This is a genomic window from Haloferax sp. Atlit-109R (assembly GCF_003665865.1).
Lineage (GTDB): Archaea > Halobacteriota > Halobacteria > Halobacteriales > Haloferacaceae > Haloferax > Haloferax volcanii.
On record NZ_QPLO01000001.1, the window covers coordinates 189,720 to 215,225 of the forward strand.

Here is a 25,506-nt window from a genome sequence, read left to right on the forward strand (position 1 = left end):
GTAGCTCAGGGATTCGGACTCGGAACGACCTGATTGCGGAGCGTTGGCGTTTCGCCGTCCGACGCCGACGCCAGTCGCTCGACGTTCTCCGCGAGGATGTCGGCGACGCGCGTCCAGTAGTGCGGCGTGTGGCCGGCGACGTGCGGGGTGATGTAGACGTTCTCGAAGCCCCAAAGCGGGTGGTCTTCGGGCAGCGGCTCGGGGTCGGTCACGTCGAGCGCGGCGGCGCGGAGGCGGTTGCTTCGGAGGTGCGAGACGAGGGCGTCGGTGTCGACGATACCGCCGCGCGCGACGTTGACGAGGACGGCGTGTTCGGGGAGCGCGCTCAGCGCCCGGCCGTCGATGAGTCCGCGCGTCTCGTCGGTCAGCGGGCACGCGACCACGAGGAAGTCGGTGCGGACGAGCGCCGATTCGAGGTCGTCGAATCCGAGCACTTCGTCGGTCGGGCCGCCCTTCTCGGGCGTGTAGCGAACCCCGACGGTCTCGACGCCGAACGCGTCGAGTCGCTCGACGACCGCCTGTCCGATAGCGCCGAGGCCGACCACGGTAGCCGTCGACCCCCGTAACTCGCCGTACGACTGGAAACTCCGCCACTCGCGTCGTCGCTGGCGGCGGAGACCTTCGTCGAGTCGGCGGGTAATCATGAGCAGCCACCCGAGGACGTGTTCGGCGATGTTGGGGCCGTGGACGCCGGAGGCGTTGGTGACGCGGACGCCGCGCTCGCGGAGCGTTTCCAGCGGGAGGTGGTCGTAGCCGGCGGCCGCGCCGGCGAACAGTCGGAGGTCGTCGGCGGCGTCGAGCACCTCGTCGGGGAGCGACGTACTCGTGATGACGGTCGCGTCCGTCGCGGCGTCGAGCGTTTCGGCGGTCGTCTTCGGGTGGCGCACGGTCGCGTCGGGGAGTCGCTCGCGGAGGGCCGCGGCGTACTCCGACGCCGGGATGCCGTGCGTGGGGCGGTCGAGGACGAGAATCGTCGTCATCGAGTGCGCTGTCGGGGGCCGAGCCGATAGGTGTTGGCCCCGAACGCGACGGATAAAGCCTTTACCGGCGCGCCGGCGTAGGAAGGCACAATGGTACTCGACAATCTCGGGAGTTCCCTCCGCGGCAGTCTCGATAAGCTGCGCGGGAAGTCCCGCCTCGACGAGGACGACGTTCAGGAGATCGTCAAGGAGATTCAGCGCTCCCTGCTCTCCGCCGACGTCGACGTCAGCCTCGTCATGGACCTCTCGGACTCTATCAAGACCCGCGCGCTGGAAGAGGAGCCGCCGGGCGGCACGAGCGCGCGCGACCACGTCCTGAAAATCGTCTACGAGGAACTCGTCGACCTCATCGGCGAGTCGACGGAGATTCCGCTCGAATCGCAGACCATCATGCTCGCCGGCCTCCAGGGGTCGGGGAAGACGACCACCTCCGCCAAGATGGCGTGGTGGTTCTCGAAGAAGGGGCTTCGCCCCGCGGTCATCCAGACCGACACCTTCCGCCCCGGCGCGTACGACCAGGCCAAGCAGATGTGCGAGCGCGCCGAGGTCGACTTCTACGGCGACCCCGACTGCGACGACCCGGTCCAAATCGCCCGCGAGGGCCTCGAAGCGACCGAGGACGCCGACGTGCACATCGTCGACACGGCCGGTCGCCACGCGCTCGAAGACGACCTCATCGACGAAATCGAGGAGATAGAGGGCGTCGTTCAGCCCGACCTGAACCTGCTCGTCCTCGACGCGGCAATCGGGCAAGGGGCGAAGGAACAGGCCCAGCAGTTCGACGAGTCCATCGGCATCGGCGGCGTCGTCATCACCAAACTCGACGGGACGGCGAAGGGCGGCGGCGCGCTGACCGCCGTCAACGAGACCGACTCGTCTATCGCCTTCCTCGGCATGGGCGAGACGGTCCAGGACATCGAGCGCTTCGAGCCGAACGGCTTCATCTCTCGGCTGCTCGGCATGGGCGACCTGAAACAGCTCTCCGAGCGCGTCGAACGCGCCATGTCCGAGACCCAGGCCGAAGACGAGGACTGGGACCCCGAGGAGATGATGAAGGGGAACTTCACCCTCAAGGACATGCAAAAACAGATGGAGGCGATGGACAAGATGGGGCCGCTCGACCAGGTGCTCGACATGATTCCGGGCTTCGGCGGCGGCATCAAAGACCAGCTTCCGGACGACGCGATGGACGTGACCAAAGACCGGATGCGCTCGTTCGAGGTCATCATGGACTCGATGACCGAGGAGGAACTGGAGAACCCCCGGAAGGTCGGCGCGTCCCGCGTCAGGCGCATCGCGCAGGGGTCGGGACAGGACGAGGAGACGATTCAGGAACTGCTCGAACAGCACCGCATGATGGAACAGACCATCAAGCAGTTCCAGAACATGGGCGACGGCGACATGCAGCGGATGATGAAGAAGCTCCAGAACCAGGGTGGCGGCGGCGGTGGCGGCATGGGCGGTCTCGGCGGCATGGGGCCGTTCTGAACGCGCGCGATTTCTTCGCCGCGGTTTCTGTGCCTGCCCGCGCGAGTTCCTCGCCTCGCTGCGCCGCGATACCGCCGACTTTTAACGCTCGGGTCCGTCGCACCCCACAATGACCGTGCGAGACGTGGCGGTCGAGGCCTACAAGGAAGCCTTGCCCGCGCTCGCGGCCAGCCTCGTCGGCGGCCTCGTCGCCGGCGTCGTCCTCGGGGGGATGCGGGCCGAACTCCGGGCCGTCCCGGGGCTGCTCGTCCTCGTTCCCGCGCTGTTGGCGACCCGCGGCAACGTCTACGGCTCGCTCGGCGCTCGCATCGCCACCGCGCTCCACCAGGGGCTCATCGAACCCCGCGTCACCGGCGGCGACGAGCGCCTTCGGGCGGCCGCGACTGCCGCGCTCGCAAACGGCGTGCTCACGAGCACGTTCGCCGCCGTCGTCGCGTACTTCCTCCTCACGTTCCTCGGCAGCCGGGTCGCGCCGCTTCCGATTCTCGTCGGCGTCGCCATCGTCGCCGGCCTGCTCTCCGGCATCGTCCTGACCGTCGTCGTCGTCAGCGTCGTCTTCGCGGGCTACCGCCGCGGGCGCAACCCCGACACCATCGTCGGCCCGGTCGTGACGACTACCGGCGACGTGTTCGGCGTCCTCTTTTTACTCATCGCGGTCCGGACCGTCCTCGCCGTCGCGGGGGTGTTCTGAGTGCCGACGGAGTGGACCGTCCGCGCCATCACGCGGGCGATGCTTCCGGTGCTGCTCGTGCTCACGCTCGTCGAACTCGGGAGCGGTCTCGTTCTCGGGAGCTTCGAGGCGCAGTTGTTCCGTTACCCGTCGCTTCTCGTGCTCGTCCCCGTCACCATCGGGACCGCGGGGAACCTCGGGAGCGTCCTCGCGGCGCGACTGTCCACGTCGTTCCACCTCGGGACGCTCTCGTTTTCGCCCCGCGACGACGAACTCGCGGGCAACGCCGTCGCCACGCTCGCCCTCGCGGTGACGGTGTTCCCAGTCATCGGCGCGGGCGCGTGGGTCGCCACGCTCCTCGTCTCCGGCGACACGTCGCTGGCCCTCCAGAAGGTCGTCCTCGTCGCCTTATCGAGCGGGATTTCGCTGGCCGTCCTCGCGGTCGTCGTGACGTTCTCTTCGACCTACGTCGCCTATCGGTTCGGTCTCGACCCCGACGACGTGGTCATCCCCGTCGTCACCAACCTCTGCGACGTGCTGGGGGTCGTCGTCCTGTTCGGGGTGGCGCAGGTGCTCGTCTGACCCCGCTGTCCCCGACGTTCGAACGCCTCCCGCCGACCGACGCCGATTAGTTCGCTCGGCCCCGACCGTCGGTCGTGCAGCCGTCGGCCGTCCTCCCGGTGCTGTTCGAGGTGCTCCCGCGAGTCGCGCGCATCGCCGCCTACATCGCCGTGGGCGTCTTCGCCGCGAACCTCGTCGTCGCCTTCGGCCTCGTCGAGCGCATCGCCGGCCTCTCGCGGTATCTGACGAGCCCCGCGAACCTCCCCGACGAGGTGGGGACGGCCATCGTCACCACCGCCGCCTCGACGACGGCGGGCTACGGGATGCTCGCGGAGTTCCGCGAGTCGGGCGTCCTCGACGACCGGGCGACGCTCGTCGCCGTCACCATCAACACGTTCTTCGGCTTCGTCCAGCACATCTTCACGTTCTACTGGCCGGTGCTCATCCCCATCCTCGGCCGCGAGGTCGGCTTCATGTACGTCGGCGCGCGGGCGGCCATCGCGCTCGCCATCACCGCGACCGGCGTCGTCGCCGGCGCGGTGCTCCTCGCGGACCGGAACACGACCCCGGTCGCGGTCACCGAGACCGACGGCTCGGGCGGCGCGGTGGATGCGGTCGATTCGGCCGCCGACGCGGGCGACTCCGGCGACGCGGCCGAGAGCGACGACTCGCTCCGCGAGACGGTCGACGACGCCGCCCGGAGCACCTGGAAGAAACTTCGGCGCATCGTCCCGCGGCTGGCGGTCGTTTACGTGGCCGTCACGCTCCTGCTTCGGACGACCGACCTCGAATCGTTCGCGGCGCTCGCCAGCCCGCTGACGAACCTCGTCGGCCTGCCGGGCGCGGCCGTCCCCGTCGTCGTCGCCTTCGCGTTCGACACGACGACCGGCGCGGCGACCATCGCGCCCGCCATCGGCGAGACGTTTACGCCGAGACAGGCCGTGGCGACGATGCTCATCGGCGGCATCATCTCCTTCGCCGTCTCGACGTTCAAGCGGTCGATTCCCTTCCAGTACGGCATCTGGGGCCCCGAGTTCGGGTCCAAGGTCATCGCCGTCAACACGGGGCTGAAAATCGTCTTCATCGCCGTCGCGGTGGCGCTGTTGGTCGCCTGAGTCGCAAGAAACGTCCCCGCCGCAGCGGCCGAGTTAGCGGTCGTTCGGGTCGACCGGCCGCCCCTCTTCGGTCGGCGGCGCGATGTAGTCGATGACCTCGTCGACGGAGGGGTCGCGGACGGTCACGTGCACTTCGATGTCACCGAGTTCGTCGGGGTTACCGACGGAGAAGTTGACGACGCCCTTGAACGCGGCCTGCTTTTTCAGCGCGAACGAGAAGCCGTCGTCGTCGCGGCGCTTTGCGAACTCGCGGCGGGCGGTGTCGAGGATGGCCTGCTCGTGGAGGCGTTCGGAGAAGCGCTCCAGCTCGTGGGTCTCGCCGACGAGCTGTCCGGGTTCGTGGTCGAGTTCGACGCCGGGGAAGATGTTCTCGACGGCGTCGCCGACGCGGTCGGTGACCTCGGTGTCGCGGACGGGCACCTCGATGCGGACGTCGACGCTGTAAATCATGCTCACGCGTCGGCCTCCGCGAGCGCTTCCGGCCCCTCTTCGAACAGCTTCGTGATGGTTTCGCGGTACTCAGCCAGCGTGCCGGTGTTCTGGATGACCACGTCGGCGCGGTCCATCGCGTCGCCCATCCCGAAATCGAGTTCGCGGCGTTCGCGCTTTTTGAGCGCCTCCACGTCGGTGTCGCTGTCGTCGCGGTCGCGGTCGAGCAGGCGCTCGGCGCGCGTCTCGAACGGCGCTTCGACGCTCACGAGGACGAAGTCGTCGCCGAACGCCTCGCGGAAACGGTCGAGTTCGACGCCCGACCGAAGCCCGTCGACGAGCACCACGTCGTTCGATTCGAGGTGCTGTTCGACCATCGGCAGCGAGCGCGCCGCGATGGCGTCGTCGCCCTCCTCCTCGCGGAGCGCGGTCGCTATCTTCCCGTGGTCCGTCGCGGGGTCGAGGCCGCGCTTGCGACACTCCTCGCGGATGACGTCGCCCATCGTCACGACGGGTACGCCCGCGTTGCGGGCCACCTCGGCGAGTTCGCCCTTGCCGCTTCCCGGCAGGCCGACCGTCCCGATGACTCTCATAGCCGGTGTTACCGCGTTGGCGCTGTTAAAGCCTCCCTTCACGTCGCTCCGGGTGGCGGGTTTTCGCCGCTCTCCCGTCACCGCCTCGGCGACTCCCGACTCACCCCGCTGCTTTTCGCCTCGGCCCGCGTACTACGCCTATGTCTCAGCGCTCGTTCGTCGTCCGCGCCCTCTGGTTCGTCTTCGTCGGCTGGTGGGCGACGCCCGCCGTCGTCAACGTCGCGTGGTTCCTGAACGCGACCGTCATCGGCATCCCGCTCGGCGTCGCGCTCATCAACCTCGTGCCGACGGTGCTCTCGTTGAAGGAGCCGAAAACCCGGCTCGACCCCGACTCGGGTCGCGGCCAGCGGTCGGTCGTCGTCCGCGCCGTCTACTTCGTGTTCGTCGGCTGGTGGCTGAGCTGGGTCTGGGCGAACGTGGCGGTGCTGTTCACGCTCACCATCGTCGGCCTCCCGGTCGGCATCTGGATGCTCAACCGGCTCCCCGCGGTCACGTCGCTGTATCGGTTCGACGGGTAGAACCCGATTCGTTTTTCTTGCAGGGACGGTTTGTGGGCATCGAGGGCGCGTAGCTCAGTCGGACAGAGCGTCGGACTTCTAATCCGATGGTCGCGGGTTCGAATCCCGTCGCGCTCGCTCGGCCGGAGGCCTCGCTCGCGCGACGGACATCGCAAACGCTTCGCGTTTGCTCAATCCCGTCGCGCTCTTTTCGTTGCTGAAACCCCCGAGTGGTAGCGAGACGTGTGGGAACGCCACGCGCGGGATTCGAATCAGGGAGCAACTTGTTGCGACTGGGGTTCGAATCCCGTCGCAAACGCTCCGCGTTTGTTCAATCCCGTCGCGCTCTTTTCGTTGCGGTAGACCGCCGAGCGACGGCATCGGCGGCCCCACCTACTCCTGTCCTGAGCGGGTTCTGTTCTCGACGACTATGGGGCCTGACCTCGGATACGTGTGACCTACAAGTTAGGATGACAACATTTTTCGGTCGAGCGGCGCGAGACGCCCCGCATGGACGTTCTCGGCATCGTCGCCGCGGCGGTCGTCTTCGGCGTCGCCGCCTACAATCTCGTGACGAGCCTCGACGGCCGATTCGCGAGACTCCTGTTCGGGTGTCTGGGCGTCGTCGCCGCGACGCTCTACGTCATCGAACAGTTCGGACTCGCGGCGTCGCTCGGACTGAACGTCGCTCACGGCCTCCAACTCGTCGCGGCCCTGCTCGTGGTCTCGGCGCTGATCGATTTCCTCGCCCGGCGCGCCGAGGCGGGCGATTCCGGGTCGTCGTGAACGCCGCGACTCCCCACTATTCTCGTTACGTGTCGTCCAGTTGCCCCGTGTATGGTCTTCGCGTCCGACTCCCCGTTCGGGGGACGGTTCGAACAGACGATAGACGACGCGGTCGTCCACGGCGACGCGGACATGGGGTCCGCGCTCCACGAGGGGCCGGTCCGCGTGCTCGTCAACGGCTGGGTCGAGGTGCCGGGCGGCCGGTATCTCTCCCCGCACGCGGTCCGCCATGTCGACGTGCGAGTCCCCGAGTGACGCCGGTTCTCACATGAGCGCCAGTTCTCGACCGCAGTCGGGGCACTCGTCGTCGACGATAGTCACCGGCGCGTCGCAGTCCGGACAGAACTCGCGGTAACACGCCCTGTCTCCCATACGTACCGCTATCACGGGAACGGTGGTGAACGTTGGGGCGAACCGGAGCGCCGAGCGTCGGCCGGCCCGTCACTCGTCATCGACGTCTTTTCCCGGACCGGCGAAGTTCGCGCCGAGTTCGGCACCGTAGCGTCGGGCGTAGACGCCGTGGACCGCGAGGAGGTCGCTCGGCGCGCCGGACTCGACCACGACGCCGCCGTCGGCGACGTGGACGCGGTCGGCGTCGCGGACGGCGGCCGCGCTATCGGTCGCCACGACGAGCGGGGCGTCCGGTCGCCGCATCGCGGCGAGGGTCGCGCGGAGGTTCGACGGGGAGGAACTGTGCGGCGCGCGGACGAGCGGGCCGGCTCCGTGGAGGAACGGTCCCGCGAGTGCCGCCGCCTCGGAGATTCGGGGCGCGACGACGGCCAGAAACGGCGGTCGATTCGCGGGCGTGGTCGCGTCCGAGTCGGCGTCGGTCGCCGGGCTCTCGGGTGGGGACATACGATGTGAGATTCGCTGACACGGGAGATAAGTATAGAGCGGACACCGGCATTTCACGAATCACATCGGATGATTCATAAAGATTTGTCAACTTCTGTCACGAATCAGTTGTCGATACGCCCGCCGCCTCGGGGCGGTAGCCGACGGCGCGGCACGGGCGCTCGATTAACGGCGTCCAAACCGGCGCGTCCGCGGGCAAAGCAGCTGCTAACGGGTGTAAAGCCGCAAAAAACGTCGTGAATTTGGCCGAGCGAGTCGAGTCGATGCGAAGGTCAGGGTGTGGGTGTATGGTGGCCTACTGGGGCGCTCACATTGCGCCGCCCATGCCGCCCATACCGCCCATGCCACCCATGCCGCCGCCCATGCCGCCGGGTGCGCCGCCGTCGTCGTCGTCGCTGCCGGTCTGGCCACCGGAGAGGTCGCCAGCCGCGATGACGTCGTCGATGCGGAGAATCATGACTGCGGCTTCGGTCGCGGACTCGATAGCCTGGGTCTTGACGCGGAGGGGCTCCACGACGCCCTCTTCTTCCATGTCGATGACCTCGCCCGTGTAGGCGTCGAGGCCGGCTGCGAACTCGCCGCCGTCGTGGCGCGAGCGCAGGTCGACGAGGGAGTCGATGGGGTCGAGACCGGCGTTCTCGGCGAGGGTGCGCGGGATGATGTCCAGCGCCTCGGCGAACGCCTCGACGGCGAGCTGCTCGCGGCCGCCGACGGAGTCAGCGAACTCGCGGAGCTGCAGGGAGAGCTCCGTCTCGGGAGCGCCGCCGCCGGGGAGGACCTTGCCGTCTTCGAGCGTCGTGCGGACGACGCCGAGGGAGTCCTCGATGGCGCGTTCGAGCTCGTCGACGACGTGTTCCGTGCCACCGCGGAGGATGAGCGTGACGGACTTGGCGTCCTCGACGTCCTCGACGAAGATGCGCTCGTCGCCGCCGACGTCCTTCTGACCGACGGAGCCGGCGAAGCCGAGGTCGTCGGCTTCGATGTCGTCGAGGCTGCTGACGACGCGGCCGCCCGTCGCGCGGGCGAGGCGCTTGAGGTCGGAGGACTTGGCGCGGCGGACCGCGAGGATGCCCTCCTTGGCGAGGTAGTGCTGCGCCATGTCGTCGATGCCGTCGCCGACGAAGACGGCGTCGGCGCCGACCTCGACGAGCTGGTCGACCATCTCTTTCAGCTGCTTTTCTTCCTGGTCGAGGAACTGCTGAAGCTGGTCGGGGTCCGTGACGTTGACTTCCGCGTCGATTTCGGTCTCGCGGACTTCCAGCGCGTCGTCGAGGATGGCGATGTTCGCGTCCTCGACGGCGTAGGGCATGTTCTCGTCGACGCGCTCTTTGTCGACGATGACGCCCTCGACGAGTTCGGAGTTGTCGATGGTGCCGCCGACGACCTTCTCGATGGAGACGTTGTCGGTGTCGATACCGCCTTCGTCCTTGACGGCCAGCACGGCGTCGACGACGAGTTCGGCGAGCAGGTCCTTCGCGGACTCCGCACCCTTACCGGTCATCGCCGTCGCGGCGATTTTCTGGAGGGTCTCGCGGTCGTCTTCGGTGACTTCGATGGCGTTGTCTTCGAGGACTTCCTTGGCCTTCTCGGCGGCCTGACGGTAGCCCTGCGCGATGGTCGTCGCGTGAACGTCGGAGTCGAGGAGGTCCTCGGCCTGGTCGAGGAGTTCACCGGCGTTGATGACGGCCGTCGTCGTGCCGTCTCCGACCTCGTCCTCCTGGGTCTCGGAGACTTCGACGATCATGTTGGCCGCGGGGTGGTCGATGTCCATCTCCTTGAGGATGGTGACGCCGTCGTTCGTGACGACGACCTGCCCGCCGGAGTCGACGAGCATCTTGTCCATCCCTTTGGGGCCGAGCGTCGTGCGTACGGCCTCTGCGACGGCCTTCCCGGCCGTGATGTTCATCGACTGCGCATCCTGTCCGGATGTGCGCTGGGAGTCTTCGCCCAGAATGATCATGGGCTGACCCTGCTGCATTCGCTGGCTCATAGTCATCGCCTGATTGTTTGTGATTCTATAAAAAAGCTTCGTTTATTGGTATGCCAAAACGCAACACGGTGGGGTGGTTGAGACCCGGAGACGGCGGTCGATTTCGGCGGTTTATGTGCGGCTTTCGCCGGGCGGTCTCGCCAGTCCCGAAGCGGGTGCGGTGAAAAGACGATGCGGGCGAGTGCCGTGTCGCGTCGGGGTGGACTCGTCGGCGGTGGCGTCTCAGTTGTTCTGTCGGACGTTGAAGCCCTGGGTCAGTTCGTTGTGCTTCCGTTCGAGGAAGGAGTACACCGCGCCGTGGGGGGCACCGTCGAGAATCATCTCGACGGCCCGGCGGACGACCTCGACCTCTTCGGGCTGGCCGATGATGCCGAGCGTCGAGCCGTAGATGACCACGTCGGCACCCGTCAGCTCTTCCATGAGTTCACGGGTGCGGCCGTTCTCGCCGATGAGGCGGCCCTTCTGCCGCCGCATGTCGTTTTTGTTTCGGGTGTGCCGGTCGATATCGATGAGTTCGAACATCATCATGTCGTCGTCGAGGAGCGCCATCGCGTCCTCCGGGGCGAAGCCGCGGCCGACCGCTCGAACCACGTCGGGAGCGACCATGCCGAGTACGGGGTCGCCGACGCTGTCGATGGCGACGCTGCCGTTCTCCGAGTCCACGTCGAGTCGGACTTCCGCGCGACTCTCTATCTCTCGGAGCGTCGAGCCACCTTCGCCGATGAGAACACCGATACGGTCCTGCGGCACCTTGACGTGCTGCATATCACCCGATACCCGTCGGAGTGGTTTAAGCGTTCGCTCGGCGGGTCGCCGCGTGTCTCGGTCGCACACCCGTCTCGCGGCGGGTCTGGGTTGCTACTCGTCTCCGTCTCCGTCCTCGCCCTCGTCGCCCGTGACGAACTCGTACAGCGAGTCGCCGTCGGCGTCGGCCCCCTGCCGCCGGAAGAAGTTGGCCACGTTGCGGCAGTCCCGCCGGAGGAACTCCTCGGCGTTCGGGTGGTGGACCGTGACGGCCTGTCCGAGGTCGATGACGACGAGTTCGCCGTCGTGGATGATGAGGTTGTACTCCGAGAGGTCGCCGTGGACGAGGCCGGCGCGGTGGAGCCGACGCATGTACTCGCGGACGACTTCGTAGGCTGTCTGTGGGTTCTCGACGCGCACCTCCGAGAGCCGCCGCGCCCGGTCGTCGACGACGCCGACGAGCTCCATCACGAGGACGTTCCGCTGGACCGCGATGGGCTTCGGCACGCGGACGCCGGCGCGCTGGGCGCGTTCGAGGTTGGCGAACTCCTTTCTGACCCACGCGCGGACGACCTGTCCCTTGTCGTGGCCGATGTTCTCGAAGCGCGGGTCGCCTTCGAGATAGTCGCGCATGTGCCGGAAGTCGGAGGCGTTGATGCGGTATATCTTGACCGCCACGTCCGCGTCGTCGCCGCCGAGCGCCTCGAAGACGTTGGCCTCCTTGCCCGTCGAAATCGGCCCGCCGAACGCGTCGATGTGCCCGTCTTGGACGAGTTTGTAGATGGCGGCGAACGTCGCGTCGTCGAACACCGACTGCTCGACTTTGAACTGGTCGGCGTCCTTCAACCGCATCCGGAACTCGTCGAAGTCGCGGTCCTTGCGGCGCGCGATGCGGTCCGCCTCGTCGTCGGAGACGTCTATCTCCTCCCACTCGTCGCCGAACGCCTCGCCCTCCTGGGGTTCGACCATGCCGAACTCGTCAGTCATTGGACTAGGGCTACGAGAGGCGAGATGAAAAGGGCACAGGCTCCGGGTTCGGCGTCTTCGGGGAACAAACAACAAACGGCGCGCCGTCTCGGACGTGCGCGTTACTGGATGTGACCTTCGCGGCGGAGCTGGTCGGCTTCGGACTTCTCGTAGCGCCAGCTCACGTCGGCCTTCTCGTCCTGCCAGTCCCACGGCTCGACGAGCACCACGTCGTCCTCTCGAATCCAGATTCGCTTCTGCATCCGTCCGGGAATGCGAGCGGTCCGCTCGACGCCGTCGGCACAGCGGACGCGAATACGATTGGCCCCGAGCATGTTCGTCACGACGGCGAACACTTCGTCGTCGTTCGGCATTCGAAGGTCTCGGCGGCTCTCGTTCTCGTCGTCGCTCATGCGCGAGCGTTCGACGTGGGCATGGTTAAATCCGCCGACGTTCGGCCGGTAGGAAGCGTCCGACGGAACGACGCGTTTAGGACCGTCCCGAAACGCCGTCGTGGTATGCTCGACAAACTCGGCACGAAGGGTATCGCCGGCGTCGTCTCGCTGCTCGTGGGTATCGGTATCGTCGCCTATCAGGCCCCCGTCGTCGCGGCGGGCCTCGCGTTCGTCGTCGCCGGGCTCGGCCTCGTCGCCGGCGGCCTCGCCGAGGGCGTCATGAAGATGTTCGGGATGGCCTGACGGGCCTTCGACTCCGGCCCTCGGCTCACAGCGATTCGCGGAGGAACGAGAACACCCGTTTTCGCACCGCGGGATAGTGGTACGACGAGTGCAAGAAGACGTGGTCGGCCGCGTCGACGGCGTCGTACTCGACCTGTGTTCCGGCCGCTTCGAGCGCGTCCGCCAACCGGGCGCTCTGGTCCGGTGCGACGACCGAGTCCTCGCTCCCGTGAAGCAACAGCGTCGGCGGCGCGTCGGCATCGGCATCGGCATCGGCGTCGGTGTCGTCATCCACGTAGGTAATCGGCGAACACCGGCGCAACTCGGCGGCCGACGGCCGGTTCTCGAACAGCGGCAGCGACTCGCCGGCGCGCTCGTGGTCGTCGGCTCGGAGGTCATAGACGCCGGAGACGCCGACCGCGGCGTCGATGTCGGTCCGGCGACCGAACTCGCCGTCCGAAAGCGCCGCCAGTAACGCGAGGTGCGCCCCCGCGGAGTGACCGACGACGGCGACGGCGTCCGTGTCGATTCCGAACTCGTCGGCGCGGTCCGTCAGCCAGTCGATGCCCTCGCACACGTCTTCGATTTGCGCGGGGAACGGCGCTTCGTGCCCGAGTCGGTACGACACCTCGGCCGCGACGAACCCCTCGTCGGCGGCGTCGAGCGCCCAGCGGGCGAACTGGCCGGTCGAACCGGTCTCCCACGCGCCGCCGTAGACGAAGACGACGAGCGGCCGGGTCGGTTCGGTCGTCTCGGCCGGTTCGGTCGTCTCGGCCGGGCCGCCCATCTCGGCCGCCGGTGAGTCGGGACAGTACACGTCCGCGGTCAGCGTGCGCTCCTCGCGGTCGGTGATCGTGCGGTTTCGATGAACGAGAACGTCGGACGGGCGGGGCATATCGACTCGTCGAGCCGGCGGCTTCTATCGGTTTGGGTGACGGCGAGTCACGAACCGTCGAAAAGGGTATCGTTCCGGCGAGGCGCGGCGATTACTCGGCTATCTTCGCGCGGCCCGGCTCGATGAGTTCGTCGAGGTAGTCCGCGAGCGCGCCCTTCGCGTCGGCCGGGTGGAGTTCGCCGGATTCGAGGTCGGCCTCCAGCGTCTCGTAGTCGTCGTAGTCGAGGTTCCCGCCGTACTGTTCGGGGCGCTCGACGACGACCCGCTCGAAGCGCGGGAAGACGTGGTACTCGAAAATCTGGAGGACGGGGTTCTCGCGCGCCTCGCCCTCGTCGGTCGGCTCGGGGTCGGCCGTCGGCGGGCAGAACGCGCCGTTAACCTTGTCTTCGATGTCCTCCGTGGAGTCCTCCATCGAGATGGTGACGCCCTCGGAGGAGGACATCTTGCCGATGCCCGTCCCGAGGTCCGCGATGAGCGGCGTGTGCATGCAGGTCGGCGACTCCTCGCCGATGCTCGGGAGCGTGTCGCGGGCGAGCATGTGGACCTTGCGCTGTTCCATCCCGCCGATGGCGAGGTCCACGTCGAGGTAGACGATGTCGAGCGCCTGCATGATGGGGTAGACCGCCTGCGCGACGGTGACGCCGTCGCCGCTTTTGATTTCGGCCATGGCGCGCTCGGCGCGCGAGAGCGTCGTCTCCAGTTCGAGCGCGTGCAGGTCGAGGACGTAGCTCTCGTCGAGCTGGTACTCCGAGCCGAGGACGAACTCCGTCTGGCTCTCGTCGAGGCCGTAGGCGATGAACTGCGCTTTCATCCGCTCGGCCGTCTCACGAATCTCCTCGAACGTGCCCTTCCCGTTGAGGTAGGCGTGTACGTCCGCCAGCAGCACGACGACTTCGAAGCCCGCCGCTTGGAGGTCGATGAGCTTGTTGGCGGTGAGCATGTGACCGATGTGGAGGACGCCGGAGGGCTCGTAGCCCACGTACGCTCGCTTGCCCTCGGGGTCGTCGGCCAGCGCGCGCACTTCGTCCTCCGTGACCACTTCGGAGGCGTTCCGAGTGATCAGGTCGTATGCGTCCATACACGTCCGGTGTCGGGGACGTGGCATATGACTTCTGGAAGCCGCCCGCGGGCGAAACGGACAACATCCACCGGTCCCAACTCCGGGTGATGTCCGACTCAGGAACCACGACGCGTGCGCCCGTCATCATCTTCGCCGCGCTCATCCTCGTCGTCTTCGGCCTGCTCGCGGTCATGTGGGCGTCGGTCCGCGGCGGCGACCTCCTCCCGTACATCCTCGGCTTCGCCGTCTACTTTCTCGCGTTCCACGTCTACCTGCCGTACCGAGTCCACAAGGACGCGACGCTCAAGGGGCGAAACGCGACGTTCTGGGCCGTCATCGCCTTCTTACTGCCGCTCGTCGGCGCGGCGCTGTACTTCGTGGTCGCCGTCGTCGTCGGCCACGACGCGACCGACTGAAAACCCGACTCGACGCTATCCGCGCCGGTTCTCGGCGCGGTGTTCGGAGATAATCTGGTCGACCATCTCCTCGCGCTGTTCCTTCTGCCGTTCTTCCGCCCGGTCTTCCCAGTCGGAAATTGCAGATTCGACTTCGGACTCCTTCGCCACGGCGAGTTCGTCTATCTCCTGAATCGTCACGCCGTCGGCGGGTGCGACCGGCACGTCGGCCTCGAACAGCACCTCGTCTGCGACCTCCGAGAGGTTGCCCGACCGGAGGACGACCTTGGGGTCGAACTCGGCGAGGCGCTCGGCGGTCGTCCGCCCCGCCCCGCTGGCGTCGCGGAGGTAGACCACGTCGCCCGCGGCGATGCCGTACTCCTCGACGGTGTGGTCGAGCGCGCCGTTGGTGAACTGTTCGACGATTTTGACCGGCACCAAACTGCCGTCGGTGTTCACGTCCGCGAAGTTCGAGTGGTCGAGCTTCCACAGCGACTTCAGCTGGTCGAGCTTGTCTGCGAGCTCCGCCTTGTCGGATTCGAGCGATTCGACCTTCCGCTCCAACCGGCCGTTCTCGCGTTCGAGCCGGGTGACTTCTCGGCGCTCGCGGGCCTCGCGGCGCTCCTCGCGGCGGGCGTCGGACAGTTCGTCTTTGTACTCCTCGATGGTCTCGTCTTTCTCCTCGATGGTCGATTTCAGGTCCTCGACGTGCGATTCGAGGCGCTCGACCCGCGACCGCAACTCCCGAATCTCGCGTTCTTCGGGCGTGAGTTCGGGCTCCTCGTGGGATTCGTCGTCGGCGTCGTCGCCGCCGTCGTCGGCGTCGTCGTCCATCTCGCGGAGGACGGCCTCGACCGACTCCTCGCTGGTGAGGACGCGGGCGATGACCTCCTCTCTGTCCACGTCGGCGGGGACCTTCCGGGAGATGCGCTCGAACTGGTCTTCGTGGTCGTCGAAGGCGAACAGCGCCGCGGCGAGGGCGTCGCGCTCGTGGTCGTTCTCGTAGTCGACCTCGCGGGTTCGGTGGAGCTTCTCGTCCACGGGGATGTCGCTCGCGGGGGCCCAGCCGGCGGCGTCGAAGCTCCGGCGGAACTTCTCGACCGTCTCGGGCATCGGCTGGACGTCGGCGGCGACGAGGCTGGGCCGCCCGCGCTCGATGAGCCACTCGATGACGGCGGCGGTGTCGGCGGTGCGCGTCGAGTGCACGTCGAGGACGCGCCCGTCGAGGCCGACGACGGCGACGGCGGTGGTCGTTCCGGGGTCGATGCCGACGATGACGCGGTCGCGGCGCTTCACGAGCGGTTCGAACTCGATGCCGTCGCGGCGCTCGCGCTCGATTTCGACGCGGGTGTCGCCCGAGCGGTGGGTGGACACGGGGATGTCCTCGGGCCGCGCTTCGACGGTAAACAGCGCCTGCGAGTAGCCGCCGTACTTCTCGGTCACGTCCCGCTCGTAGTCGAGGTTGGCCTCCTTCAGCGCGGACTCGACCTCGCGGGCCTGCTGTTTGACCGACCCGTGGATGCGGCGCGTGTAGCGGTCCTGACTCCACCCGCCCTTGCCGGTCGAGCGGCCGCGAGAGACCTTCACGGTCGTCGTGTTCTCGAAGGCGGCGACCTCGTAGCCGACGTTGCCGAGGGCGAGTCGAGCCGCGGCCTCGGCCTCCTTCATCGGGTCTTTGCCGTAGGGGACGCCGTGGCGCGAGGCGACCCGCGAGAGCGGTTCCGGTCGCTCCGCGCCGGTCACTTGCACCAACTGCGTCCCGTGGGGAAGCCACCGCAGGAAGCGGACTAAATCGTCCTTGTCGGTCGCCAACTCGTACATGTTGTCCGTGGCGACGACGCGCGGTTCGTCGCGCTCGATGAGTCGGCGTAACTTGCGGAAGGAGACCACGTCTCGTTCGATTCGGACCTCGTCTGACTCGGTGTCTCGGGTGTCCAACACGACCAGCGCGTACGACGGCGAGTCGCCGCGGATATCGCCGCTCTGGATGTCGACGCCGAAGACGACCGAGTCGAGCGCACTCGTCCGGTCGTTCACGACGGCGACTAGGGCCGCGCCGGATATATACTCCACGCCGGTCGCGGGTGCCGACGCGGCCGGGTGTCGCGGTTGCGCGACTCGGCCGCCGAGCGGGTGCTCGCCGCCGACACCGCCGACACCCCGCCGCGACCTACGTTTGACACGAAACAAACAAGTCTCGGCTATTTGAAACCAGAGTGATGAGTTCTGACATCCCCGACCCGCCGTCGGTGACCTCCCGGTCGCTGACGCGCATCGCCCTCATCGGTGTCGTCGCCCTCCTCCTTATCGCCGCCCCTATCGCCGGGCTCCTCGCGTGGGAACCCGTCGAAGAGGGGAACGTCAAGGTCGTCAAGAAGTGGGGCGCGACCACCGGCACCGTCTTCGAACCCGGCGCGCACTTCGTCAACCCCGTCTCGCAGTCGACCTCGTCGCTGTCGGTGCGACCGCAGTCGTACACGATGTCGTCGTCGACGAGCGAAGGTGACAAACGGGGCGACGACGCCATCACCGTCCTGACCGAAGACGGTCTCCGGACGGACATCGACGTGACCGTCCGCTACCGCATCGACGCCGGGCAGGCGGTCGAGTTCTACCGCAACTACCGGACGCTCGAAACCGCCGAAGAGCGCCTGATTCGCCCGTCGATTCGCTCGGTGCTCCGGACCGAGGCCGGTCGGCTCCCCGTCACCGTCATCTACACCGGCGAGGGCCAGACCCAGTTGAAGGCCGCCGCCGAGCGGGAACTCGCAGAGGAGTTCGCCGACGACGGCCTCATCCTCGAAGCGGTGCAGGTTCGCAACGTCGAACTCCCCGCCGAGTACGCGCAGGCGGTCGAACAGAAGGAAATCACCGAACAGCGCCGCCAGCAGAAGCAGGACGAACTCGCCGTCGAGGAGTTGGAGGCCGAGCGCAAGCGCATCGAGGCACAGGGGCAGGCCGACGCCAACCGCATCATCGCCCAGTCGCTGTCCGACGAGGTGCTGGCCCAGAAGTACATCGAGAAACTCGACGAGACGGACACCGTCTACATCCCGGTCGGTGACGGCGGCTACCCGCAGTTCGTCCGGTCGCTGGATAACGACGGCTCGTCGTCGTCGGATTCGTCGTCGAGTTCGTCCGCCGGTTCGTCGTCGGACGCTCGCTCCGCGTCGTCCAGTTCGTCGGGGTCGTCCAGTTCGTCATCTTCGTCCGGCTCCGAAAACGAGACGAGCACCTGACGCCGTCGATGCGTCTCCTCCGTGAACTGGCCGTCGCGGTCGCGTTGCTCGTCATCGTCGGCGTCCTCGCGCGCTCCGGCGTCGGCCGGTTCGTCCTGCCGGTCGCCGGCCTCGCGGTCGCCGCGGCGCTCGTGGCGCTCCTCGCAACACAGCCGGCGTACCCACGGACGGCCGTCGGCCCGCGGACGAGAATCATCGAATCGGCCGCCCAGTCCGCGGACGCCGCCTGCGTCGAGTGCGGGTCGCCCGCGACGACGCGCCGGCGCTACGTCCGCGAGTGGGTCGTCCTCGGGGTTCCCGTCGTCCTCATCGACGACGGCGAGAACCCGGTCTGCGACGCCCACCGCGACTGACCCGACCTCGTCTTTCGGCTCGATGGCCCGTTCAGCGGCCGCTCAGACGAGCCTGCCCGTCGAGACGAACTCGACGCGCCCGCCGACGCGGACCGCCACCTCGTCGCCGCGGTCCTCGGCTTCGAGGTGGAGGTGGGACGGTCGACCCATCTCGTAGCCCTGCTCGACCGTGACCTCGATTTCGTCGTCTCCGAAGTAGCGATGGCGGGCGAGGTAGCCCGCGAAACAGCCGTTCGCGCTCCCGGTTGCGGGGTCCTCGGCGACGCCGTGGCCGGGCGCGTACATCCGCGCCGCGAAGTCGTTCGCGTCGTCGCGGGGGTCCGGACAGAACAGAAAGAGGTTCTCGACGCCCACGTCGTCGAAGAACGACCGGTACGCCGGGGTGAACACCTCGCTCCGGGCGAGCGCGTCGCGGTCGCGGAGCGGAATCATCACCGCCGGGAGGCCGGTCGAGACGACCTGTATCGGCCAGTCGGCGTCGAAGTCGTTCGCGTCGAGCGACAGCACCTCCGCGAGCGTCTCGCGGTCGAGTTCCGCGCCGAACCTCGGCGCGTTCTGCGTCATCCAGTACTGCTCGCTGTCGCTTCCGTCGGACCGGACCTCGACCGAAATCGGACCGACGCCGAGGTTCAGCGTCACCTCGTCGCCCGCGCCGAAGTGGTCGCGGAGGACGGCGGCCGTCCCGAGCGTCGGGTGTCCGGCGAACGGAATCTCGCCGTCCGGCGTGAAGATGCGAACGTCGTAGCCATCGTCGGGCGACCCGCCCTCGATGAACGTCGTCTCCGAGTAGTTCATCTCGTTGGCGAGCGCGGCCATCTGCTCGGAACGCAGCGCGTCCGCGTCCTCGAAGACGGCGAGTTGGTTGCCGGCGTACTTCGCCGTGGCGAACACGTCGACGGTGTGGAAGGCGTTCTGCGGCACATCGACGGGTGCGCGCGGGCGGGGGAAAAGCGTACCGCGGCCCCGGACTACTCCCCGGTCTCCGCCCCGCCGCCGTCGCTGTCGGCGTACGGGACCTCCAGTTTCTGGCCGTCCTCGGCGACGAACGCCTCGCCGTCGTACACCTCGCGGGCCTGTTCGAGAAGCGGGCTCGGGTCGGCGGCGTACCGGGCGGAGATGTGCGTCAGCGCGAACCGCCGCACGTCTGCGTCGCGGGCGACGCGGGCGGCCTCCCGCGCGGTCGAGTGCGCGGTCTGTTTCGCCCGCTCGGCCTCCTCGTCGGTGAACGTCGCGTCGTGGACGAGCAGGTCGGCGTCGCGGGCGACCTCGACGGTCGAGTCGAGCGGGCGGGTGTCGCCGGTGTAGACGACGGTTCTGCCGGGTCGGGGGTCACCGACCACCTGCTCGGAGCGCACGACGGTTCCGTCTTCGAGCTCCACGTCCTCGCCGGCGTGGAGGCGGCCGAACGCCGGGCCGACGGGGACGCCGAGTTCCTCGGCCTTCTCGCGGTCGAACCGGCCGGGGCGGTCGTCCTCGACGAGGGCGTAGCCGACCGAGGCGGTCCGGTGTTCGGTGTCGAACGCGCGGACCTCGTAGTCGTCGGCGCGGTAGGCGACGTTCCCCGGTCGGACCTCGTGGACGGAGACGTGGAAGCCGGGCTGGTAGCCGCCGGCGTGGACGAGTTGTTCGAGGTGGCCTTTGCTCCCCGGCGGGCCGTGGATGGCAAGCGAGTCGTCGCGGTCGTTGAAGTCGAGCGTCTGAATCAGCCCGGGGATGCCGAGGATGTGGTCGCCGTGGAGGTGGGTGACGAACAGGTGGCTGACGCCGAACCCGGTCCCGTAGCGCATCATCTGGCGTTGGGTGCCCTCCCCGCAATCGAACAACAGGCGCTCGCCGTCGCGGTTCACGAGGAACGCGCTCGGCGCACGCGCCGTGGTGGGGACGGCCCCGCCGGTCCCGAGGAAGGTCGCGCGCATGGACATGCTCCAGAATGATACCGGCGGGACTAAACGTGCGTCGAATCCGTCGCGGCCGCTCGCCGCCCCGAGGCGGTGCGGCCCCCGACGCCCCGGACCGACCGATTCTTACCCGACCGTCTGCTACCGGAGTCCAATGGACGCGCCGCTGTGGACCGAGACGCACGCGCCGGGGCTCGACGACCTCCCACAGCCGGAGGTCCGCGACCGCCTCCGACGCGCCGTGGACGAACCGATGAACCTCGTCGTGCAGGGCCCGCCGGGCGTCGGCAAGACCGCCGCCGTCCGCGCGCTGGCCCGTGAGGCGCACGCGGACCCCGAAAACGACCTCATCGAACTCAACGTCGCGGACTTCTTCAACCGGACGAAAAAGCAGATTCGCGCCGACCCGCGGTTCGAGCAGTTCCTCGACGGCCGCAGTCGCATGGCGAAACGCGACATGATAAACCGCGTGCTCAAGGAGTCCGCCGGCTACGCCCCGATGTCAGGCGAGTACAAGACCATCGTCCTCGACAACGCCGAATCAATCCGCGAGGACTTCCAGCAGGCGCTCCGCCGCGTGATGGAACAGCACCACCGGACCACGCAGTTCGTCATCACCACGCGCCAGCCCTCGAAGCTCATCCCGCCGATTCGCTCGCGGTGTTTCCCGGTTCCCATGCCCGCGCCCGACGACGAGGCGCTCGAAGCCCTCCTCGCCGACATCCTCGACGCCGAGGGCGTCGACTACGACGCCGGCGGCCTCCAGTTCCTCACCGACGCCTCGAACGGCAACGTCCGAAAAGCCGTGCTTTCGGCCCAGCGGACGGCCACCGAGGCTGACGAGGTCACCATGTCCACGGTCCACGCCGCCCTCGGCGACGTGGGCTTCGACGACGAGCTGAAGACGCTCCTCATCAACGCCCGCGAGGGCGACATCAAGGACGCCCGCAAGACCCTCACGACGCTCCTCGACGACGAGGGCTACGAGGGGCAGGAGCTCCTCCGCGACATCCTCCGCGTCGCCGACTCGACCCCCGAGCGCTTCGCCGACGGCGAACTCGCCCGCCTGCACGAACTCGCGGGGCAGGTCGACCTCGACATCTCGACGGGCATCGACGACCGACTGCACATCACCCACCTCCTCACGAGTTGGGGCGCGGACGTCCGCGGCGAGGCATAATGCGGTTCGCACCCGGCTACCGACGGTTCGCCCTTCCTGCCTTCGTCGGCGCGGCGGTCGCGGCGGTCGTCTTCCCACCGCTCGGGGCCGCGCTTCTCGCGGTCGGCGCGTTCGTCCTCTGGTTCTTCCGGGACCCCGAGCGTTCGCCCCCCGACGAACCGGGCGTCGTCGCCCCCGCCGACGGGCGCGTCTCCGTGATTCGCGTCGAGGACGGCCGCGTCCGCGTGGGCGTGTTCATGAACGTCACCGACGTGCACGTCAACCGCGCGCCCGTCTCCGGTTCGGTCCGAACCGTCACCCACCGCCCCGGCGCGCACAAACCGGCGTTCTCGAAGGACTCCGACCGCAACGAGCGCGTCGATATCGAACTCGACACCGACGCGGGCGACCACGAAGTGTCGCTCATCGCCGGCGCGTTCGCCCGGCGGATTCACTCGTACGTCGCGCCCGGCGACGAACTCGTCCGCGGCCAGAAACTCGGCCACATCGACTTCGGCTCGCGGGCCGACGTGCTGTTACCACCGGAGTTCGGCTCCGAAGACGTGGTCGTCGAGAAGGGTGAGTCGGTGCGGGCGGGCGAGACGGTGTTGGCGCGGCGGGAGTGAGCGTCGCTAAACGGCCAGGTACTCCGCGAGCGCGTCTTCGTCGGCTAGCGTCTCGGGGCCCACCGTGTCGACGAACGTGCCGCGCTCCATCGCGTAACACCGGTCGGCCAGTTCGCGGATGACGCCGAGGTTCTGTTCGACGAAGAGGATGGTCGTCCCGAGTTGGTCGTTGATTCGCTTCATGTCGCGGCTTATCTGGTCGACGATGGAGGGCTGGATGCCCTCGCTCGGCTCGTCCAGAAGCAGCACGTCGGGGTTCGAGACGAGCGCCCGGGCGATGGCGAGCATCTGCTGTTGTCCTCCGGAGAGCGTGCCGGCCTGCTGGTCGGCGCGCTCCTGGAGAATCGGGAAGTAGTCGTATATCTCGTCGTACAGCAGGTCGTCGCTGCCGGCGTTGACCGTCTCGCCCATCTTGATGTTCTGTTCGACGCTGAGTTTCGGGAACACCTCGCGGCCCTGCGGGATGTAGCCCATCCCGGCCCGGGCGCGCTCGTCCGCGCCGGCGGCGGTGACGTCCTCGCCGGCGTACGTAATCGTCCCCTCGGTCGCGTCGAGGAGGCCGATGACGGTTTTCATCAGCGTCGTCTTCCCGACGCCGTTTTTGCCCATCACGCCGACGATTTCGCCCGCCTCGACCCGGAGGTTCACGTCGCGCAGAATCGGCGTCGTACCGTATCCGGCCGACACGTCGTCGAGTTCGAGTATCATTGCTTTCCCCCGAGGTAGATGCGCTGGACGGCCGGGTCGGACTCTATCTCGCCGATAGAGCCCTCGCGGAACACGTCGCCTTTGTGCAGCACCGTCACCTCGTCGGCGATGTCCGCGACGAAGTCGGTATCGTGTTCGATGACGACGAACGCGATGTTCTGTTCCTCGTTGAGCCGCGTGATGCGCTCTGCGATGGCCTCGCGCTCCGCGATGTCGAGTCCGGCGACCGGTTCGTCTAGCAAGAGTAGTTCCGGTTCCAACGCGGCGGCCATCCCGATTTCGAGCTGTTGCTGTTGGCCGTGGGAGAGCGCGCTCGCTTGGGCGTTCTCGTAGCCGTCGAGTCCGGCCGCGGCTATCGCGTCGTCGACGAGCTGCCGGCGCTCCGCGCCGTCAGCGAACCGCTGAATCGGGAGCCGCGCGTTCTCCCGAACCGTCAGGTTCCCGTACACCGACGGGACTTGGAACTTGATGCTAATCCCGCGTCTGACCCGCTGGTGGGGGTCGGCGTCGGTGATGTCGCTTCCGTCGTAGTAGACGTTGCCCGCGGTCGGGGCGTAGGTCCCCGTGATGAGCTTCAACAGCGTCGACTTCCCGGCCCCGTTCGGGCCGATGAGACACCGAAGCTCGCCTTCGTCGACGCTGAAGTCCACCTCGTCGGTGGCGGTGAAGCCGCCGAAGTCCTTCCGCAGACCCTCGGTCTGCAACAGCGTGTCCGTGGTCCGTCCGGTCGCTCTCTGTGCTGCGGTCTGTCGCATCTGCGGCCCGCTCGTGTTGTGTGTGCTCATGACTCAGTCACCTCCGGGTTCTCCGACGGCGTCGGCGTCGCCGCGCCGCCGCGTAGTTCGACGTAGGTCTGGCGAACCCACGGGACGATGCCACCGGGGAGTCCGAGGATGAACACCAACAGCAGCGCACCCACCGCGACGAACGCCCACTCGCCGCCGAGCGAGTTCCGGACGAACTCGATGCCGACGGTGGCGACGACGGCTCCGAGGAGCGTCTTGCGGCCGCCGACGCTCACCCAGATGACGGGCAGCGAGGCGAACGCGAGGTCGAACACCTGCGGGCTGACGTAGTTCCCCCACGAGGCGTACAGCACGCCCGAGAGGCCGGCGAGCGCGCCGCCGATGGTGAAGACGGTGAGCTTCACGCGCCGCACGTCGTAGCCGAACATCCGGGTGCGGTCTTCGTCCTCGCGGACGGCGACCATCACGCGCCCGTAATCCGAGTTGACGAGCGCCCGCAGTCCGAGATACGTGGCGACGAGCAGCGCCAACACGAAGTAGTAGAACGAGACGCTGTCGAAGGTGACCGCGGCGGGCCCGACGCCGAGCGAGAGGGTCGGAATCGTCGGCATACCGTTGAAGCCGCCGAGCGCGGCGCTTCCGATGGTCCACTCGTCGCCCGCGGTCTGGGCCATGAACGTGTGGAGCACGAGCGTCGACACCAGCGTGATGATGGTGACGTAGACGTCCCGCACCCCGCCGTAGAACATGAAGTAGCCGAGCACCGCGGCAGCGACCGCCCCGCCGAGGATGCCGACGAGGAACGCCGTCGAGATGCCGAGGGGCGTCGGGACGTTCACCGAGACGACCCCGAAGGTGTAGCCGGCGATGCCGAAAAACACCACCTGGCCGAAGCTCAGCACGCCGGAGTAGCCCCAGACGACCGACAGCGAGAGGCCGAGGAAGGCGTACACGAAGAACAGCGAGAACCGCGACGCCTGATAGGACCCGGCGAGAAACGGGTACGCCAACAGCGCCGCGACGACGACGGCGAAGCCGACCCAGAACCCCCGCGAGTCACCGACGGTGTTAGGACCTTCGACCCGCCGCCGCAGTCGGGCGAGAACCCCGGTGTCGTCGGCGCTTCCGCTCGACATCTACGCGTCCTCCTGCCGCCGCGCGCGGACGGTTTCGATGAAGCCGGTGATGCCGTCGGGCAGGAACCGAATCATCACGATAGCGGTGGCGAGAAGGGCGATGCGACCGAAGAACGTCCCGACGAGGTTGGAAAACAGGGCGTTGATGGAGCCCAGCAGCCCGCCGGCCAGCGTCGTCCCGAGGACGACGCCCGGGCCGCCGACGACGACGGCGACGAACGACTCCACGAGGAACGAGCTGCCGAGGGTCGGAACCATCGTCACCGTCGGCGCGTACAGCGCGCCCGTCAGCCCGGCCATCCCGGAGCCGATTGCGAACGTCGTCATGTACGTCCGCTCGGTGTCGACGCCGAGCGCCTTTGCGATTCGCTCGTTTTGAATCGTCGCGCGGGCGCGCATTCCGTACTCGGTGTGGGTAAACAGGTAGTACGTCAGCGCGAGCACGCCGACGGCGACGCCCGCCAGCAACACGCGGTACGTCGAGTAGGAGTAGCCGCCGTACGCGATTTCCCCGAGCGGTGTCCCGATCTGGGGCAGCGAGTTGCCCAGCGTGATGCGGACGCCCTGCACCATGATGAGGCTCAACCCCCACGTCGCAACCATCGAATCCGCGAGGCGGTCGTACAGCGGCTCGACCACGTCGCGGCCGAGCGCCCGCTGGCTGACCGCGTTCGGCACCGACCCGGAGATGACGACCCGCTCGACGACGAGGCCGAACACCGCCGAGACGGCGACCCCGGCCAGCATCGCGACCGGCAGCGGGAGGCCGAGGCGGATGTTCGCCAGCGTCGTGGCGTACGCGCCGACCATGATGAACTCGCCGTGGGCGAGGTTGATGACGCCCATGATGCCGAAGATGACGGCGAGGCCAGCGGCCGCCAGCACGATGAACGCGAAGCTATCGAGGAACTGAAACAGTAAGTTCAGCGGATTTACCATC

The 25,506-nt window shown here is 67.8% G+C and carries 30 protein-coding genes and 1 tRNA gene; 14 read left to right on the forward strand and 17 right to left on the reverse strand.

Features of this window, described 5'->3' with window-relative positions; genetic code table 11:
* Window positions 1-5 precede the first annotated feature (5 nt).
* On the reverse strand, window positions 6-980 hold the full coding sequence (locus DVK03_RS00955; protein ID WP_115802017.1) for a D-2-hydroxyacid dehydrogenase: 975 nt from the start codon (window positions 978-980) through the stop codon (window positions 6-8).
* A 90-nt stretch (window positions 981-1,070) separates the two neighbouring features.
* On the opposite strand from DVK03_RS00955, the gene DVK03_RS00960 reads away from it, so the two are divergent.
* The 4 genes from DVK03_RS00960 (at window position 1,071) to DVK03_RS00975 (ending at window position 4,814) form a co-directional block, all read left to right on the forward strand.
* Window positions 1,071-2,468, forward strand: coding sequence for a signal recognition particle protein Srp54 (locus tag DVK03_RS00960; protein ID WP_004045235.1), 1,398 nt, complete (start codon window positions 1,071-1,073; stop codon window positions 2,466-2,468).
* 109 nt (window positions 2,469-2,577) lie between these two features.
* On the forward strand, window positions 2,578-3,159 hold the full coding sequence (locus tag DVK03_RS00965; RefSeq protein WP_004045236.1) for a magnesium transporter: 582 nt from the start codon (window positions 2,578-2,580) through the stop codon (window positions 3,157-3,159).
* Window positions 3,160-3,720 (forward strand): magnesium transporter, encoded by a 561-nt coding sequence (locus DVK03_RS00970; RefSeq protein ID WP_004065695.1) that lies wholly within the window; start codon window positions 3,160-3,162, stop codon window positions 3,718-3,720.
* 74 nt (window positions 3,721-3,794) lie between these two features.
* A complete protein-coding gene (locus DVK03_RS00975) occupies window positions 3,795-4,814 on the forward strand; it encodes a transporter gate domain-containing protein (protein WP_004065693.1) in 1,020 nt (339 codons plus the stop codon).
* A gap of 33 nt (window positions 4,815-4,847) precedes the next feature.
* Here DVK03_RS00975 and DVK03_RS00980 read toward each other — a convergent pair whose 3' ends face one another.
* Both DVK03_RS00980 and DVK03_RS00985 read right to left on the reverse strand, forming a co-directional pair.
* Window positions 4,848-5,264, reverse strand: coding sequence for an RNA-binding domain-containing protein (locus DVK03_RS00980; RefSeq protein ID WP_049922186.1), 417 nt, complete (start codon window positions 5,262-5,264; stop codon window positions 4,848-4,850).
* A 2-nt stretch (window positions 5,265-5,266) separates the two neighbouring features.
* Window positions 5,267-5,836: an AAA family ATPase gene (locus tag DVK03_RS00985; RefSeq protein WP_004045240.1), complete on the reverse strand. Its 570-nt coding sequence runs from the start codon at window positions 5,834-5,836 to the stop codon at window positions 5,267-5,269.
* A gap of 140 nt (window positions 5,837-5,976) precedes the next feature.
* Between DVK03_RS00985 and DVK03_RS00990 the strand changes: the two genes are divergently transcribed.
* From DVK03_RS00990 to DVK03_RS01005, 4 genes are all read left to right on the forward strand, one after another.
* Window positions 5,977-6,354 (forward strand): YccF domain-containing protein, encoded by a 378-nt coding sequence (locus tag DVK03_RS00990; RefSeq protein ID WP_004045241.1) that lies wholly within the window; start codon window positions 5,977-5,979, stop codon window positions 6,352-6,354.
* Between the two features lie 43 nt (window positions 6,355-6,397).
* A tRNA-Arg gene (locus DVK03_RS00995) sits at window positions 6,398-6,471 on the forward strand.
* Between the two features lie 372 nt (window positions 6,472-6,843).
* Complete coding sequence (locus DVK03_RS01000; protein WP_115802018.1) at window positions 6,844-7,119, forward strand: hypothetical protein; 276 nt, start codon at window positions 6,844-6,846, stop codon at window positions 7,117-7,119.
* A 51-nt stretch (window positions 7,120-7,170) separates the two neighbouring features.
* Complete coding sequence (locus DVK03_RS01005) at window positions 7,171-7,374, forward strand: hypothetical protein (protein ID WP_115802019.1); 204 nt, start codon at window positions 7,171-7,173, stop codon at window positions 7,372-7,374.
* A 186-nt stretch (window positions 7,375-7,560) separates the two neighbouring features.
* Here the strand turns inward: DVK03_RS01005 and DVK03_RS01010 are convergent, their stop codons facing one another.
* The 5 genes from DVK03_RS01010 to eif1A all read right to left on the reverse strand — a co-directional run bounded on the left by DVK03_RS01010 (window position 7,561) and on the right by eif1A (window position 12,087).
* Window positions 7,561-7,974, reverse strand: coding sequence for a hypothetical protein (locus tag DVK03_RS01010; RefSeq protein WP_115802020.1), 414 nt, complete (start codon window positions 7,972-7,974; stop codon window positions 7,561-7,563).
* Window positions 7,975-8,281: 307 nt separating this feature from the next.
* Entirely contained in the window at window positions 8,282-9,934 is a 1,653-nt protein-coding gene (gene thsA, locus DVK03_RS01015; protein WP_004065681.1) for a thermosome subunit alpha, read from the reverse strand.
* Window positions 9,935-10,186: 252 nt separating this feature from the next.
* On the reverse strand, window positions 10,187-10,729 hold the full coding sequence (locus DVK03_RS01020; protein WP_004065679.1) for a KH domain-containing protein: 543 nt from the start codon (window positions 10,727-10,729) through the stop codon (window positions 10,187-10,189).
* 93 nt (window positions 10,730-10,822) lie between these two features.
* Window positions 10,823-11,695: a serine/threonine-protein kinase Rio1 gene (rio1, locus tag DVK03_RS01025; protein ID WP_004045247.1), complete on the reverse strand. Its 873-nt coding sequence runs from the start codon at window positions 11,693-11,695 to the stop codon at window positions 10,823-10,825.
* Window positions 11,696-11,796: 101 nt separating this feature from the next.
* Window positions 11,797-12,087 carry a translation initiation factor eIF-1A gene (eif1A, locus tag DVK03_RS01030; protein WP_004045248.1) on the reverse strand — a complete coding sequence of 97 codons (291 nt, stop codon included), beginning with the start codon at window positions 12,085-12,087 and terminating at the stop codon, window positions 11,797-11,799.
* Window positions 12,088-12,192: 105 nt separating this feature from the next.
* Here eif1A and DVK03_RS01035 point away from each other — a divergent pair, with 105 nt between their 5' ends.
* Window positions 12,193-12,372 carry a hypothetical protein gene (locus tag DVK03_RS01035; protein ID WP_115802021.1) on the forward strand — a complete coding sequence of 60 codons (180 nt, stop codon included), beginning with the start codon at window positions 12,193-12,195 and terminating at the stop codon, window positions 12,370-12,372.
* Window positions 12,373-12,397: 25 nt separating this feature from the next.
* On the opposite strand, the gene DVK03_RS01040 is transcribed toward DVK03_RS01035, so the two are convergent.
* Entirely contained in the window at window positions 12,398-13,246 is an 849-nt protein-coding gene (locus DVK03_RS01040) for an alpha/beta hydrolase (protein WP_115802022.1), read from the reverse strand.
* Between the two features lie 91 nt (window positions 13,247-13,337).
* Window positions 13,338-14,324: a tyrosine--tRNA ligase gene (locus DVK03_RS01045; protein ID WP_004065671.1), complete on the reverse strand. Its 987-nt coding sequence runs from the start codon at window positions 14,322-14,324 to the stop codon at window positions 13,338-13,340.
* A 20-nt stretch (window positions 14,325-14,344) separates the two neighbouring features.
* Between DVK03_RS01045 and DVK03_RS01050 the strand changes: the two genes are divergently transcribed.
* The gene (locus DVK03_RS01050; protein ID WP_006600804.1) at window positions 14,345-14,722 is read left to right on the forward strand and encodes a hypothetical protein; all 378 of its coding nucleotides are present in this window, start codon (window positions 14,345-14,347) and stop codon (window positions 14,720-14,722) included.
* A gap of 15 nt (window positions 14,723-14,737) precedes the next feature.
* Here DVK03_RS01050 and DVK03_RS01055 read toward each other — a convergent pair whose 3' ends face one another.
* Window positions 14,738-16,738, reverse strand: a complete 2,001-nt coding sequence (locus tag DVK03_RS01055) for a DUF460 domain-containing protein (protein ID WP_115802023.1) — start codon at window positions 16,736-16,738, stop codon at window positions 14,738-14,740.
* 182 nt (window positions 16,739-16,920) lie between these two features.
* Here DVK03_RS01055 and DVK03_RS01060 point away from each other — a divergent pair, with 182 nt between their 5' ends.
* Both DVK03_RS01060 and DVK03_RS01065 read left to right on the forward strand, forming a co-directional pair.
* Window positions 16,921-17,940, forward strand: coding sequence for a prohibitin family protein (locus tag DVK03_RS01060; RefSeq protein WP_115802024.1), 1,020 nt, complete (start codon window positions 16,921-16,923; stop codon window positions 17,938-17,940).
* An 8-nt stretch (window positions 17,941-17,948) separates the two neighbouring features.
* Complete coding sequence (locus tag DVK03_RS01065) at window positions 17,949-18,293, forward strand: hypothetical protein (protein WP_115802025.1); 345 nt, start codon at window positions 17,949-17,951, stop codon at window positions 18,291-18,293.
* A gap of 42 nt (window positions 18,294-18,335) precedes the next feature.
* Here DVK03_RS01065 and DVK03_RS01070 read toward each other — a convergent pair whose 3' ends face one another.
* Both DVK03_RS01070 and rnz read right to left on the reverse strand, forming a co-directional pair.
* A complete protein-coding gene (locus tag DVK03_RS01070; protein ID WP_115802026.1) occupies window positions 18,336-19,214 on the reverse strand; it encodes a PhzF family phenazine biosynthesis protein in 879 nt (292 codons plus the stop codon).
* Window positions 19,215-19,261: 47 nt separating this feature from the next.
* Window positions 19,262-20,209, reverse strand: coding sequence for a ribonuclease Z (gene rnz, locus DVK03_RS01075; RefSeq protein WP_006600802.1), 948 nt, complete (start codon window positions 20,207-20,209; stop codon window positions 19,262-19,264).
* Between the two features lie 136 nt (window positions 20,210-20,345).
* On the opposite strand from rnz, the gene DVK03_RS01080 reads away from it, so the two are divergent.
* Window positions 20,346-21,371, forward strand: coding sequence for an AAA family ATPase (locus DVK03_RS01080; protein ID WP_115802027.1), 1,026 nt, complete (start codon window positions 20,346-20,348; stop codon window positions 21,369-21,371).
* Complete coding sequence (locus DVK03_RS01085; protein ID WP_115802028.1) at window positions 21,371-21,976, forward strand: protein sorting system archaetidylserine decarboxylase; 606 nt, start codon at window positions 21,371-21,373, stop codon at window positions 21,974-21,976. The genes DVK03_RS01080 and DVK03_RS01085 overlap by 1 nt, the downstream gene beginning before the upstream one ends.
* Window positions 21,977-21,982: 6 nt before the next feature.
* On the opposite strand, the gene DVK03_RS01090 is transcribed toward DVK03_RS01085, so the two are convergent.
* The 4 genes from DVK03_RS01090 to urtB are packed head-to-tail and all read right to left on the reverse strand — an operon-like array spanning window position 21,983 to window position 25,505.
* Window positions 21,983-22,684 (reverse strand): ABC transporter ATP-binding protein, encoded by a 702-nt coding sequence (locus DVK03_RS01090; protein ID WP_115802029.1) that lies wholly within the window; start codon window positions 22,682-22,684, stop codon window positions 21,983-21,985.
* Complete coding sequence (locus tag DVK03_RS01095; protein ID WP_115802030.1) at window positions 22,681-23,439, reverse strand: ABC transporter ATP-binding protein; 759 nt, start codon at window positions 23,437-23,439, stop codon at window positions 22,681-22,683. The genes DVK03_RS01090 and DVK03_RS01095 overlap by 4 nt, the downstream gene beginning before the upstream one ends.
* A 26-nt stretch (window positions 23,440-23,465) precedes the next feature.
* Window positions 23,466-24,566 carry an urea ABC transporter permease gene (locus DVK03_RS01100; RefSeq protein WP_115802031.1) on the reverse strand — a complete coding sequence of 367 codons (1,101 nt, stop codon included), beginning with the start codon at window positions 24,564-24,566 and terminating at the stop codon, window positions 23,466-23,468.
* A complete protein-coding gene (gene urtB / locus DVK03_RS01105) occupies window positions 24,567-25,505 on the reverse strand; it encodes an urea ABC transporter, permease protein UrtB (RefSeq protein WP_004065650.1) in 939 nt (312 codons plus the stop codon).
* Between the last annotated feature and the right edge of the window lies 1 nt (window position 25,506).